Source organism: Methanocalculus sp. (genome assembly GCF_030651615.1).
In the GTDB taxonomy this organism is placed as follows: Archaea; Halobacteriota; Methanomicrobia; order Methanomicrobiales; family Methanocorpusculaceae; genus Methanocalculus.
Map to the genome: position 1 here is coordinate 1 of NZ_JAUSCG010000005.1, position 13354 is coordinate 13354.

Consider the following 13354-nt stretch of genomic DNA (forward strand, 5'->3'; position numbering starts at 1 on the left):
CCCGTGTTGGTGCCTCAAGTTCATGGATGACCTCCTGTGCCCGTGCAAGGATTGATTCCTGCCCCTCCTGACTTAATTTTTGTACTAATTCCTTTTGCTTGCGGAGATTTGGAGGTTGTTTTGGAAGAACCAGCGCTATACCCTCAATCTTTGAGAGGTTCATTGCAATCGCATCCGCTTCTTTTGCTTCAACTTTCTGAAGGATGATTCTCCCCTGCTCATGACTCCGTGAAGCATCCTCCAGATGGATGGTTCCAGCCTGATAGAGGGTATCAACGATAGAATCAAGATCCTTTTTCGAACCGATCACCTGAACCTTTACCATCCTCTGAAGCATCGCTTACAACCCTGCCCCTACATGTTCGATGATTGTATCTACCGCTTTGGGTACGTTTTTCTCATATCGTTTCCGGATTGCGAGTTCCTCTTCTCTCCTCCAATCCCCGATGTCGGCAATCTCTTTGTTTATCACCTCAAATTCTATTTCATAGTAGGATCTGCCTTCTTTCTCCCCCTCTCCAATACATCGCTCAATGATTGCTTCGGCCTCCTTTCGTGCCTCTTCTATCATTGCCGCAGCATCAGATCGTGCCTGCTCGATCTGGACATTCATCTCGAGTTCTTTCTTCCGGATTGCCTGCAATAGCGATTGTTCCGACACCATGTCTCACCATTTATCATACAAGTCATGTGCATTCGACCAGACGGCTAGTAGAGTGCCGCAGATGACACTGCCGATCCAGCTGACCCAAGCCCCTCCAAACCCCCTATACAACCCTGCCCGTTTCACCACTGAAAACCATATGCTGGCGGGTAGCTCTACACCCTCCTGAAGTCAGGGCAGAACAGAGTTCTGTGGGTAATGTAACGTGATTGGCACCTCCATTTTCTGGTGGCACCAGCCATCAGAAATTATGGGTGTAATGTAATATTTATATTTATATTTATCTCACAATATTATTCAAAGGAGAGGTTATTGTCTTCCATTAGTCAGGTTCGAATTGAACAACTCAGCCATTCGCACCAAAATTAGTTCAATTTACGAGTTTTTTCTATAAAATAGATATTTGGACTCAAACTAACGTGCGCGCGAATATTAGGGTTTTTAGGAGTTGTATCAGACTTGGATCAGTTTTTCAGGCATGTGTGGTTGTATGCCTGAATATCTCCCCGAGTAGATTCAGAGCCTCTTTCTTTGGGAGCGTTCCATTCTTCATGGAGTAGCCCATTCGAATGATCGACAAGATATCATTCAGTGTCAGTCGTGAGAAGGAATAGCTCTTCCAGGTCTCCCGATCGGTCTGTAACCAGAGTTCCTCAAGGATCAGGCGCAGTGACCCGAGATCCTCCTCAGATATGTCGCTCCACCTCCTTCCCTGTTCAGAGCGTATGATTGCTATTGCCTCTTCGACGCTTCTCTGCTGCTTAAGCTGAAATACTCTCCGTCCAACCTCATCACGTTTCACATCCGGCATGCATGGTAGTGTATCACACGGATATAAGAGCGTTGCCACTATCCGAATAACCAGCTCTACTAACTATCTATCATGACAGGTTCAGGCCATGCCTGTGTCTGGCAATTTTAAAAGAAATAACACCCCTCTTGAGAAGTGCTGATGCGATACTCTTATGCTTGTGCTCAACTACCCACTGCTGATCATAGCAGGGTGTGGTATACTATGGGCACGAGGGATATCAGTATCAGAATCAAGGAGATAGAAACCGAGATTGGTCAGATCAAGGATATCAGGTTTTCCGTTGGCCGACTCGCTCAGGAGACATGGGATGAACCGCAGGGGCCAACTCCATTCCCGTCGATTACAGCACTTCGTGACTGGGACCTGACTCTCCTGAAGCGGTACAAACCATTTTATCTCCCTTTCTGCGATCTCTGCTGCCTTTGTACATTTGGTAAGTGTGACCTTACCGGAGACAAAAAGGGTGCATGCGGCATCACCATGCCTGCCCAACAGTCGCGGATAGTCCTCCTCGCCGCCTGTATTGGGGCTGCCACCCATACAAGCCATGCCCGTGAGCTGGTCACCCATCTCATTACCGAGTTTGGAGAGGATGAACGGCTCGATCCCGGTGGCCTGAATATTAAGGTTGAGGCACCGATCACCCGACTCGTCTGCGGAGTTAAACCTGAGACACTTGGCGACCTTGAACAGGTACTCGATTATGCAGAACAGCAGATCACATCGCTCCTTGCCTGTACCCATACCGGACAGGAGGGAAACCCGCTCGACCTGGAATCCAAAGTGTTCCATACCGGAATGATCGACCATCTCTCAATGGAGGTGGCAGATATTGCACAGGTCTCTGCATACCATCTGCCAAAAGCCGATCCTGACGCTCCCCTGATCGATATCGGGTTTGGAACAGTCGACACCACCAAGCCGGTGATATTGGTTATCGGGCATAATGTCCCCCCGGCTGTTGAGATCATGGATTATATGCAGGAAAATGATCTGGTTGGTACCATCGAAGTAACCGGTATCTGCTGCACCGGGATTGATATGACCCGCTACTCCCAAAAAGCGAAGATTATCGGCCCCATCTCCTGGCAAATCCGGTACGTCAGAAGTGGAATCCCCGATATCATCGTTGTTGACGAGCAGTGTATCAGAACAGATATCTTAGACGAGGCACGTGCACTCCAGATCCCGGTGATCGCAACAAGCGAGAAGAACTGCCTCGGTCTCCCAAACCGTACAGGAGACCGGTCAGATGCAATCATCGATGACTTAGTTAGCGGCAGGACTGACGGGGCTTTTATCCTTAATCCAGAAATGGTCGGAGAGATTGCTGTCAGGACAGCGATGCGGATGAGACCAAAACATAAGAAGAAGAAAGGGAGCATCCTCTCTCCTGATGAGGCGATCGAAGAGGCAAAAAGATGCACTCAATGCAGGGAATGCCGGCGAGCCTGCCCAAACGACCTGCATATTTCCGATGCCATGAGAGCCTTCGGGCGTAATGATCCCACAATGCTTGCTGAGATATACGATGCCTGTGTCGGGTGCATCAAGTGCGAGCAGGCATGCACCCAGGATATCCCGATCCACTCCCTCATAATCATTGCCGCCGGAGAAAAACTCAAAAACGAAGCATTCAGGCTCCGGGCCGGGCGGGGTGCAATCCAGGACATCGAAATAAGACAGGTCGGAGGACCAATCGTCCTTGGCGAGATACCCGGGATCGTTGCATTCGTCGGCTGTGCGAACTATCCGGGTGGCGGCCATGAACTTGCAGAGATGGCGATAGAATTTGCAAACAGGCGCTTCATCATCTGCACCTCCGGGTGTGCCGCGATGACCATCGGCATGTACCGGGACGAGGATGGACGCTCACCATACGAGATATATCCTGGAAATTTTGAGGCAGGAGGTATGGTAAATGTCGGTTCATGTGTCTCTAACGCCCATATATCCGGTGCCGCAGTCAAGATCGCAAGCATCTTCGCACGCAGAAACCTCCGTGGGAATTATGAGGAGATCGCAGACTATGTTTACAACCGTGTCGGAGCAGTTGGGGTGGCATGGGGAGCAATGTCACAGAAAGCAGCTTCAATTGCAGCCGGATTCTGGAGGCTCGGTATCCCGGTCATCGTCGGGCCACACGGCACCAAGTACCGGCGTATGCTCCTTGGCAGGTCCGATCATGATGATGACTGGTATGTCAACGATGCAAGGACCGGTGAACAGGTTTATGTGGGGCCTGTCCCTGAGCACCTCTTTATCGCTGTTGAGACGAAGGAGGAGGCGATGGTGATGATCGCAAAACTCTCCATGCGACCAAATGACACCTCCCGGGGACGGGCACTGAAACTGACGCATTATATTGACCTCCACCGCCGCCTTCTCGGATCGATGCCGACTGATATCCACCGGTTCGTCAGGTTGGAGGCCGACATCCCGATTACGATGAAAGAGGATATCGTCGCTATACTGAAAGAAAAAGACTGGAGAGAGACGGTGATCCCCGATCCCACCCTGATTCAGAAGAAGGAGGGATCATCATGAGTCAGGATGCCTGGCTGACCGCTGAGGTGGCAGGCCCGAAGAAGGCTTCCCTGATAACCAAACCCGAGATCGCAGATGCAATGATCAGGCGGGCAAAACGGCCGATCTTCATTGTAGGAAGCATTGCAGCGGAGATCGATCTTGAAGAGAAGAAACTCATCGATTATATCATTCTCATGGCGAGAAGGTGCAGTATTCAGGTGGTTGCAACCGCCAATACAAACAGTGAGTTCCTGAAACGGAATTTCACCCCTGACGCGGTGATGCCGGCTGTGGATATCGGAAACCGGCTCACTGATCCCACATGGCAGGGAGTCGACGGGAAAGGGCCGCATGACCTTGCCATCTTCGTCGGACTCCCCTACCAGATGGCATGGACGATCCTCTCCGGGCTGAAGAATTTTGCTCCTAACCTGAAGACGATAAGCCTGGACAATGTCTATCAGCCGAATGCGAGGTGGTCATTCTCGAATATCTCGGTTAAAAACTGGATCATGAACCTTGAGGCGATCCTCGGAAATAGGGAGGCTTGAAGAATGTTCGAAGACATTCCTGTCGATGTCGGGCTTGTCCATGAGGGTGAGCGGATCCGAAAGAGCGATATGCAGGTTGAACTCGGCGGGCCGAAGGTGAGTGAGAAATTCGAGCTCGTCAGACTGAAGCCTGAAGAGGAGATAGATCCGGGAGCAATTCATATCATCGGCCCGGATCTGAGTGAGCTGAAAGAGGGGAAAAGCCATCCGTTTGGGATACTGATCGAGATAGCAGGCCCTGAGATTGAAGAGAACCTGGAAGGGGTGATCGAGCGGCGTATCCATGAGTACTGCAACTATATCGAGGGGTTCATGCACCTCAACCAACGCTACGATATCTGGATTCGACTCTCAAAGAAGTCATTTAAAAAAGGTCTCACGTCATTTCGCATGATCGGAGAGGTGATGCAGGAACTCTTCAGAAACGAACTTCCGATTATCAGGGCAATTGAGATCACCTTCATCACCGATCAGGAGCAGATCAGGGACTATTATACTCAGGCACTTGCCATCTATGAAGCCCGCGATGCACGGGCACGCGGCCTTACCGACGAAGATGTGGATGTCTTCTATGGCTGTGCACTCTGCCAGTCTTTTGCACCGACCCATGTATGTGTCGTAACACCACAACGGTATGCAAACTGCGGTGCGATCAGCTGGTTTGACGGACGTGCAGCTGCCAGAATTGATCCCAAAGGTCCGATCTTTCCGATCGATAAGGGCGAGTGCCTTGATCCAAGAATGGGGGAGTATACCGGTGTCAACGAGAGTGCTAAAAAGCGATCAATGGGTGAGGTCGAACGGATCTATCTGTACTCAGGCTTTGGATATCCGCATACTTCGTGCGGATGTTTCGAGGGGATCGCCTTCTATATCCCTGAAGTTGAGGGATACGGTATCGTCCACCGGGGTTTTCGCGATCTCTCAGTAAACGGCCTTCCCTTCTCAACGATGGCCGATTCTACTGCAGGGGGTCGTCAGATTGATGGATTCCATGGGATCTCGATCGAGTATATGCGATCCAGGAAGTTCCTCCAGGCTGATGGCGGATATGAAGCAGTCGTCTGGATGCCTGATGAGATTAAGGCGCGGCTCTCTGAATATATACCAGAATCTGTGTATGGTGCGATTGCAACCGAGAAGGATGCAACAACAATTGATGAGCTGAAAGAGTTTCTAAAAACACAGAACCACCCGGTTGTGGGACGCTGGGTGGAGATGAGTGAAGAGACGAATGAGACAGCAGTCTTCACAGCAGGTGAGATCCCAATAACAACCGGAGGGTTTCGGATCATCCTCAAAAACGCCCGGATTTACGCAGATAAGGTGATCATCCAACCCGTACAGCCAAAAAAACCAGGTCGGGGGGAGATGCAATGACCCAAAAACCGAAAAATTCTGCAGATACTCTTCTCGGACAGCGCCTGCTTTCACTCCTCTCAGGCGTCGAGCAGGTTGAGTTTGAGAATTTCAAGATGGAGATTGGAGATCTCGAGCTCTTTATTCCAATTGGTATTGGAGGGGCACCGGGAATTTCCCTCCCCGAACCACCGGCACGACCAAACTCATTGATCCGGGAGGAGTTCAATCCCCCACCTGAGCGGTATCCCGGTACAATACGTGAGGTGACACTCGGAGCCACCAAAAAAGATGGGGGCAGCAGAGGGAGTACCGTCACCATCGGCGGATCAACAACACCTGCATTCTCCCACCCTGCGACTCCTCCGGTGAACCGGACTGCTATTGCGATGGATGTCTTTGATATGGATATCTCCCTTCCAAAAGCGTTGAAAGCAGCTGTTCTCGATGTGGTCAACGATCCGGCTGAATGGGCGAGGATGAATGTCGAGCAGTTCGGTGCCGATCTGGTGACTGTGCATCTGATGAGTACTGATCCCCTGATCAAAGACCGTTCACCAGAAGATGCGGCAAATACCGTCGAAGAGGTACTTCAGGCAGTTGACGTCCCGCTGATCATAGGAGGGTGCGGGGATCCGAAGAAGGATGCCGCAGTCTTTACTGAGGTTGCAGAACGGGCATGCGGCGAGCGGCTGCTGCTCAACTCGGTCACGCTTGATATGGCGGAGGCAAAAACCCTCGAGGGGGTTGCAACTGCGGCACGGGATAATGGCCATGTACTCCTTGCCTTCACCGGCCTTGAACTGAACAGCGCAAAGGAGCTGAACCGGCGGTTGTATGAGTATCTTCCTCCGGAGGAGATCGTCATGGACCTCACGACGGTCGCTCTCGGATACGGGCTTGAATATTCTTTCACCATCCACGAGCGTGCCCGCTACGCAGCCCTGATGGGAGATGCCGAACTCCAGCACCCGACCATCTCAGCATCCACGAATGCATGGGCAGCGAGGGAGGCGTGGCTGAACATGGAGCCGATCTATGGACCCCGCGAGATCCGTGGGCCGGTCTGGGAGACGGTCAACGCACTTACCCTCCTCCTTGCCGGCGTGGACATATTCATGATGATGCATCCCGCGGCCGTCAGAACGATGCAGGATCTGAGATCATGGTTGATGCAACAGGACACCATTGTGCCACAGATACCTGATTGGGTGAGAACGAGATGTTAGGAGGGGTGTAGATATGGCAAACATACAGCAGAAGAAGAGCATCAAAGAGATCAGCCCGATAGATGTCTACAAACTCCTGCCAAAGACCAACTGCGGGGAGTGTGGCGAGGCAAACTGTATGGCGTTTGCAACAAAGCTCGTTAATGGCGAGTACACGATACCGGACTGTCCTCCACTTGCATCAGAGAAATATAGCCGTCTCCTGCATGATCTCAGTGCCCTCCTCGCCCCTCCGGTGAAAGTGGTCACGATTGGAACTGGTGAGCACGCAATGACCATTGGAGGAAAGCACGTCCTCTATCGGCACGAATTCACCTATCATAACCCGACACCGGTTGCAATCGATCTGACTGACACTATGACGCAGGAAGAAATTATCCAGCGGATAGAAGCGATTGAAGGGTTTTCGTACCAGTACATCGGGCGTGAGATCCGGCTTGACGGAATCGCTATCCGTTCGACGTCGGGTGATCCGGAGATCTTCAGGGGAGCGGTCCGGACAACTGCCGCAGCCACTTCATACCCGCTGATCCTCTGTACCCTCGATCCCGTCGTTATGGAGGCAGGGCTTTTAGAGGTAGAGGGGCGCCGCCCGCTCATCTATGCGGCAAATGAGGAGAACTGGCGGGAGATGGCCGACCTTGCACTTCGGTTCAATGCTCCGCTTGTTGCATCTGCTCCCGGTGACCCCTCCCTTCTCAGAACACTCACAAAGACCCTCACTGCCTGTGGTTTAATGGATCTGGTCCTTGACCCCGGCACGTTTCCCGATGGTGGTTTTGCCAGGACGATATACTCCTTCACCATGCTCAGGAAGGCGGCATGCACCTCCCATGACGAACTCGCCGGGTTCCCGCTCCTTGGAACCCCCATCGCCGCATGGGCTGGTGACGAACTATCCAGAGAAGCAGTCCGGTGGAAGGAGACATACATGGCAGCGGGGCTCATCTCCCGGTATGCAGATCTCCTCATCATGCATAGCATGGAAGGGTGGGTGCTCCTTCCGCAATTGATCTGGCGGTTCAACATCTACACAGACCCAAGAAAACCGGTCTCCGTGGATCCAGGCGTACGAACATTCGGGAGTCCGGATATACAATCTCCCCTGCTTATTACCACAAACTATGCACTCACCTTCTTCACCGTCGAGGCTGACATAAAATCCGCACACATTGACTGCCACCTGATTGTGGTTGATACCGGCGGTATCAGTGTAGAGAGTGCTGTTGCTGGTAGATACCTGACATCCGACTCGATGGCTGAAGCATTGAAAGAGTACGAAGCCGACTCACTCGTCGATCACCATACCCTGATAATTCCCGGCCTTGCAGCACGATTGAGTGGTGAGATGGAAGAAGCAAGTGGCTGGCGGATCCTTGTTGGACCGAAGGACTCATCCGGTCTGAAACGGTATATCGAAGAATACTGGCCCCCGAAGGATGATGAATGAGACAGGACTGTCAGATTGTCTTTCACCCGATGAACAGGGTCATCTCCGTTCAGCCGGGAACAAACCTGCTTGCCGCTCTCCGGAGTGCCAATGTTCAGATCGAGAGTATCTGCGGGGGAAAGGGGGAGTGCGGTAAATGCAGGGTGATCATAGATTCCGGTGATTATCATGAGAAGAGGCGCACCCAGAAGAGTCACCTCTCCTCCGAAGAGAGGGGACGCGGATACCGTCTCGCCTGTGAGATTGTTGTCTCCGGCAATATGGAGGTGACCGTTCCGGTCGAGAGCAGGATCGAACGGCCGCAGATCCTCTGTGGGCTCCTCGGAGAGTGTGATTGTGGCGGGATGGCTCCGTCCGTCAGAACGTATCCGCTTGAGATCCGGTCTGATCCTGTGTTTCCATTATCAGTTCGGTCGATTCGGCTGCTGAATTACTCTGGCCCCCGGCCCACGATCAGTGAAGCGATGTACCAGAAGATCACCGGATCCGATACCAGGCTGAAGGCTCTCTTGACAGAAACCAATGGGTATCCGGAGCTGATCGATCTCATCTCTGAAGAGGAGATGAAAACACCACTCGGTATCGCCCTCGATCTTGGAACAACAACGATCGCCTGTGCAATCGTTGATCTGGAGTCAGGCATTGTGCTTGCAGAGGAGGCCACCCTGAACCGGCAGATTACGTATGGAGAAGAGGTGATAACGCGGATCTCCTTTGCGCGAAATGCAGAAGGTCTCCGTCTCCTCCAGCAGGCAGCAGCAGAGAGTATCAATTACGTTATTACACGTGTTACGGAATCGGCCGGGGTGCGGCCGGATGATCTGATGGAGATCTGTATCGGCGGCAATACGGTCATGACCCACCTGATCAACGCTATCGATCCCGGATACCTTGAGCTGGCTGATGCTGATGTACAAAGAAAGCCATTCATCCGCAAAGCACAGGCACTTGGGATCAATCTCCATTCCGGGGCATACTGCTACTGCCTCCCGAATGTGAGCCGGTTCGTTGGTGGTGATGCAGTTGCGGGGGTGCTCAGTTCCGGTCTGCATTGTGGATCCGAACTATCATTATTCATCGATCTCGGTACAAACGGGGAGATCGTTCTGGGAAACAAAGACTGGATCGCTTCGATCTCATGTGCATCTGGTCCGGCATTTGAAGGGGCCGGGATAAGTTCCGGGATGCGGGCGATGCATGGGGCGATCGAACGGGTTGCAATTGAGCCGGATAGCGGTGAGGCGCATGTGATGGTGATCGGCGGGGCACGGCCCCGGGGCATCTGTGGATCAGGATTAATCGATGCAGTCACCGGCATGTTTAAGGCAGGTATCCTCGACTTCAAAGGTATCCTAAAATCCCACCCTCTGGTTCGCACCGGGCATGCGGGCCCTGAGTATGTGCTGGTGCCAGCAGCTGAATCCGCAACAGGCCATGATATCGTCATCACACAGCCGGATATGGACTACTTTATGGATTCAAAAGCAGCCCTCTGCGGGGGTATCGGTGTGTTGATGAAGAAGTACCGCCTGAAGGTGACGGATATCCGGCATATCTACCTTGCAGGGGCGTTTGGTGCCTTTGTCAACCTGCAGAACACAGTGGCATTTGGGATCATCCCTTCATTTCCCTTTGCTGAGGTTCATCCTGTCGGAAACACATCCCTGAAGGGGGCATATGCAGCACTGGTATCGCTTGAGAAACGAAGAGAAGCGCAGAAGATCGCCAGGATGATGGTCTACATCGATCTTCTTGTCGATTCGGACTTCATTGAGGAGTACACAGCAGCCCTCTCTATTCCGGGGAAAGAGGAGTACTTCCGGTATTCTTCTGGTGAAGGAGATGTCCTCTGATGCGTACCTGGGAATTCTTACCTTTTTCAGACTCTATGGGGAGTGAACGTCGTGAAGATTGCAGTATCAGGTAAAGGCGGGGTCGGCAAGACATTCATTGCAGGCACCCTGGCATCGATTGCAGCAGGTAAAGGGCACCGGGTGATCGCAATCGATGCGGACAGTTCACCCAACCTTGCCCTGACACTTGGGCTGACACCAGATGAAGCGCACCATCTGCTTCCGATTGCAAAGAATACCAGACTCATCAACAAAAAGACGAAGACAGATTATCCTGGTGTTTATAATCTCACATTTACCGTTCAGGATATCATCGAGAAGTATGCACTGGCAACGCCTGCCGGTGTCCACCTGATGGTGATGGGAACGGTGACATCGATGGGATCAGGGTGCACCTGCCAGGCGAATGCACTGGTGAGAAATCTCCTGCGGCATCTTATTGTTAAACAGGATGACGATGTGATCCTGGATCTCGAGGCAGGGGTTGAGCATCTCGGGCGGGGGACCGCAGATCATGTTGACCTGCTGCTTATCATATCAGATGCCAATTCGAAATCACTCGGAACTGCAAAGAAGATCCATGATCTTGCAGAAGGTTTTGGTCCAAAGAACGTGTATCTGGTCGGAAACCAGATCGAGGGAGAAGAGGAGGAAGATCTTGTGGCACAGTTTGCAGAGGATCATGGTATCACCCTGATAGGATGCATTCCGTTTGATGAAGCGGTCCGTCGTGCAGGTGTCCGGGGAGAGGTGATCTCGCCTGATTCCGGTGAAAAAGCAGTTAAAGCTGTCAGAATACTGTATGATACGATCATAGAGGATATGCATTCAGGCAAAAAGGGTGATATCGCATGAAGAAACTGGTGACGATTGGGCGGGGAGGGACAGGAAAGACGAGTTTCACCGCACTGATGGCAAAATATTTCATCGAGACGGGAGAGACGCCAATCCTCCTTATTGATCTGGATCCCGATCAGAGTCTGGCAGAGATGGTGGGTATCGATCTCGAATCTTCAGGGGTGAAGACGATTGCAGATCTGATCACTGATACCTTCATCAGGAGAGGTGGAACGACCAGGGGCATCGCACCAACAGAGCGAATAGAAAGTCGAATCTGGGAAGAAGGGCTTTATGAAGGCGGATCGTTTGATCTCATCGCTGTTGGGACGAAATGGATTGAGGGGTGTTACTGCCTCCCTGATTCTGCCCTGAAGGGAGCGCTTGGCACCATCGTGAAGAACTACCGGTATGTGCTCATAGACTCCCCGGCAGGACTTGAACACCTGAACCGGAAGGTAACAACAGATGTCGATGACATCTTCGATATCATCGGCCCCTCAGGCAGGTCTTTTGAGCATGTCCGTCGTGCATACCGCATCATCAGAGAGGTTCGGATCAATGCAGGCCGCTTCTCTCTCGTTGGCAGTTATCTCTTCCCGGAATCTGAGGAGGAGCGTGCAGAGTCGATATTGCCTCACAAGTATCTCGGAAAAGTGGTGCAGGACCCCATTGTGCAGGAGTATGTACTCCTTGGCAGATCATTGCTTGATATCCCATCAGATGCACCAGGATACCTCTCAGTGAAGCAGATACTGGCGAGGGCCGGATATTAAATCCAGATCTATTTTTCGGATTCATGGGTGTGCAGAGAATATCCCGATGAGCTGTTCGATTGCGATCGTCTAAAGAGAGCTTCCCGCTTCAACAGAATCCCCAATCTGTATTTTTTGAGGATACTAAATTCTCTGCATACAATCAATCTTCGTCCTTTTCTGTTTTATACTCTAAAACAGGTTCATGGAGCAATGTTAGCACAGGATCATAGGTTTTCGGGGGTTCAATTCCGAGATATTCCCGGTAAATTCGCTCTTTATATTCAACACCAATTTCATTAACCGCTGAAATGAAGGCATTATAGGTTCCAGCACCCCCAATAGTCTCCCAGAACTCGTCACCTATTAAAACGACATCATCGTGCTTCATATCAAACCAGCGAGCAGGGAAACTCCAGGAGTAATTTTCACGTGTACCGTAGGGATTATACGGCAATGCAAAAAAGGCACCATCCACCAATTTTGGATCCATACAATGCAGTTTCAATATTTTCTCCTTACTGACTTTCGTCTGATCGCTGTTTGGCAAAGGCGCCTTTAATTCAAATGCATATCGTTTGTTTGCAGTTTTGTCCTCGACATAAAGATCACAGATCACTGACACTGGGATGGGTTCGCCCTTTCCCTCCCTGATATAGGATAATTCGCTCTTCCAATCAGGGAGTGTTTTCCTCTGACCTTTCCCAGAATGCTCTAATCGGTTAAGAACCTCTGAGATTCTCTGAATTTGACCCTTTGGTATCAAGCCATCGATACGATAACCCATCTCACCATAACCAAGACCATGAGTCGCCGCAACAACAGCCAGTTTCTCCCAGGCTTTTCCAAAAGGTGTGACAAATCGCCTTTCAAAATGGGACCCCTTGAATATTTCATCGGGAACGAGAGCCGCATAAAGGGGTTTTTTTGATAAATGCTCTTCTATAATAAACGGATCCTTATAGAGGACGTTCTCCATGACACGATCCATCAATTGCTGAATCACACCTTGGATCGCACCTTTCATCTCTGTTTCTTCATTCATCGTATCTCACATTCAGATCTTGCGCCAGATAAAAATCGATTCAAAGAACTCTTTCGAACGCCTCCCGGTTCTCCGGTTGACATGCCGCTCAATGATATTCTCCACTTCAACATCCAATGAAGCAGCGATATCACCATAGAGATTATCCTGATCATTTGCGACGACAATAAATCGACCCCCATCATGCATTGAGCGAAGAACCCGGCGGAAGACCTCGGCAATATCCTTCTGGTATGCCTCTTTAGCCGATCTGCTCTTTCCATTTGCA

Annotated in this window: 11 protein-coding genes and 2 pseudogenes; 8 read left to right on the top strand and 5 right to left on the bottom strand. The window is 51.2% G+C overall.

What is annotated here, in order from left to right; genetic code table 11:
* The 3 genes and pseudogenes from Q7V06_RS00130 to Q7V06_RS00140 all read right to left on the bottom strand — a co-directional run.
* Positions 1 to 337: pseudogene (locus tag Q7V06_RS00130) on the bottom strand (V-type ATP synthase subunit I); the annotation flags it as partial.
* 3 nt (positions 338 to 340) lie between these two features.
* Positions 341 to 664 carry a V-type ATPase subunit subunit G family protein gene (locus Q7V06_RS00135; RefSeq protein ID WP_304836297.1) on the bottom strand — a complete coding sequence of 108 codons (324 nt, stop codon included), beginning with the start codon at positions 662 to 664 and terminating at the stop codon, positions 341 to 343.
* A 472-nt stretch (positions 665 to 1136) separates the two neighbouring features.
* On the bottom strand, positions 1137 to 1475 hold the full coding sequence (locus Q7V06_RS00140) for a hypothetical protein (protein ID WP_304836300.1): 339 nt from the start codon (positions 1473 to 1475) through the stop codon (positions 1137 to 1139).
* A 204-nt stretch (positions 1476 to 1679) separates the two neighbouring features.
* Between Q7V06_RS00140 and cdhA the strand changes: the two genes are divergently transcribed.
* The 8 genes from cdhA to Q7V06_RS00180 are packed head-to-tail and all read left to right on the top strand — an operon-like array spanning position 1680 to position 12062.
* The gene (cdhA, locus tag Q7V06_RS00145) at positions 1680 to 4025 is read left to right on the top strand and encodes a CO dehydrogenase/acetyl-CoA synthase complex subunit alpha (RefSeq protein ID WP_304836303.1); all 2346 of its coding nucleotides are present in this window, start codon (positions 1680 to 1682) and stop codon (positions 4023 to 4025) included.
* Positions 4022 to 4558, top strand: coding sequence for a CO dehydrogenase/acetyl-CoA synthase complex subunit epsilon (gene cdhB, locus Q7V06_RS00150; protein WP_304836307.1), 537 nt, complete (start codon positions 4022 to 4024; stop codon positions 4556 to 4558). Before cdhA ends, cdhB begins: the two co-directional genes overlap by 4 nt.
* Positions 4559 to 4561: 3 nt before the next feature.
* Positions 4562 to 5938: a CO dehydrogenase/CO-methylating acetyl-CoA synthase complex subunit beta gene (gene cdhC / locus Q7V06_RS00155; protein WP_304836310.1), complete on the top strand. Its 1377-nt coding sequence runs from the start codon at positions 4562 to 4564 to the stop codon at positions 5936 to 5938.
* Positions 5935 to 7146, top strand: coding sequence for a CO dehydrogenase/acetyl-CoA synthase subunit delta (cdhD, locus tag Q7V06_RS00160; RefSeq protein WP_304836313.1), 1212 nt, complete (start codon positions 5935 to 5937; stop codon positions 7144 to 7146). The genes cdhC and cdhD overlap by 4 nt, the downstream gene beginning before the upstream one ends.
* Positions 7147 to 7159: 13 nt before the next feature.
* Positions 7160 to 8596 carry an acetyl-CoA decarbonylase/synthase complex subunit gamma gene (acsC, locus tag Q7V06_RS00165; RefSeq protein WP_304836315.1) on the top strand — a complete coding sequence of 479 codons (1437 nt, stop codon included), beginning with the start codon at positions 7160 to 7162 and terminating at the stop codon, positions 8594 to 8596.
* Positions 8593 to 10449 (top strand): ASKHA domain-containing protein, encoded by a 1857-nt coding sequence (locus Q7V06_RS00170; protein WP_304836318.1) that lies wholly within the window; start codon positions 8593 to 8595, stop codon positions 10447 to 10449. The genes acsC and Q7V06_RS00170 overlap by 4 nt, the downstream gene beginning before the upstream one ends.
* A gap of 51 nt (positions 10450 to 10500) precedes the next feature.
* Entirely contained in the window at positions 10501 to 11304 is an 804-nt protein-coding gene (locus Q7V06_RS00175) for an AAA family ATPase (protein WP_304836321.1), read from the top strand.
* Entirely contained in the window at positions 11301 to 12062 is a 762-nt protein-coding gene (locus tag Q7V06_RS00180) for an AAA family ATPase (RefSeq protein WP_304836324.1), read from the top strand. Before Q7V06_RS00175 ends, Q7V06_RS00180 begins: the two co-directional genes overlap by 4 nt.
* A 142-nt stretch (positions 12063 to 12204) precedes the next feature.
* Here the strand turns inward: Q7V06_RS00180 and Q7V06_RS00185 are convergent, their stop codons facing one another.
* Together Q7V06_RS00185 and Q7V06_RS00190 are read right to left on the bottom strand one after the other, a co-directional pair.
* The gene (locus Q7V06_RS00185) at positions 12205 to 13086 is read right to left on the bottom strand and encodes a TdeIII family type II restriction endonuclease (protein ID WP_304836327.1); all 882 of its coding nucleotides are present in this window, start codon (positions 13084 to 13086) and stop codon (positions 12205 to 12207) included.
* Between the two features lie 12 nt (positions 13087 to 13098).
* Positions 13099 to 13354: pseudogene (locus tag Q7V06_RS00190) on the bottom strand (class I SAM-dependent methyltransferase); the annotation flags it as partial.

Bases quoted from the DNA above. Each gene is read 5' to 3' on its own strand.
- Q7V06_RS00185 (WP_304836327.1), bottom strand. From the start codon at position 13,086: ATGAATGAAGAAACAGAGATGAAAGGTGCGATCCAAGGTGTGATTCAG.
- cdhA (WP_304836303.1), top strand. From the start codon at position 1,680: ATGGGCACGAGGGATATCAGTATCAGAATCAAGGAGATAGAAACCGAG.
- acsC (WP_304836315.1), top strand. From the start codon at position 7,160: ATGGCAAACATACAGCAGAAGAAGAGCATCAAAGAGATCAGCCCGATA.
- Q7V06_RS00140 (WP_304836300.1), bottom strand. From the start codon at position 1,475: ATGCCGGATGTGAAACGTGATGAGGTTGGACGGAGAGTATTTCAGCTT.
- cdhD (WP_304836313.1), top strand. From the start codon at position 5,935: ATGACCCAAAAACCGAAAAATTCTGCAGATACTCTTCTCGGACAGCGC.
- Q7V06_RS00180 (WP_304836324.1), top strand. From the start codon at position 11,301: ATGAAGAAACTGGTGACGATTGGGCGGGGAGGGACAGGAAAGACGAGT.
- Q7V06_RS00170 (WP_304836318.1), top strand. From the start codon at position 8,593: ATGAGACAGGACTGTCAGATTGTCTTTCACCCGATGAACAGGGTCATC.
- cdhC (WP_304836310.1), top strand. From the start codon at position 4,562: ATGTTCGAAGACATTCCTGTCGATGTCGGGCTTGTCCATGAGGGTGAG.
- cdhB (WP_304836307.1), top strand. From the start codon at position 4,022: ATGAGTCAGGATGCCTGGCTGACCGCTGAGGTGGCAGGCCCGAAGAAG.
- Q7V06_RS00135 (WP_304836297.1), bottom strand. From the start codon at position 664: ATGGTGTCGGAACAATCGCTATTGCAGGCAATCCGGAAGAAAGAACTC.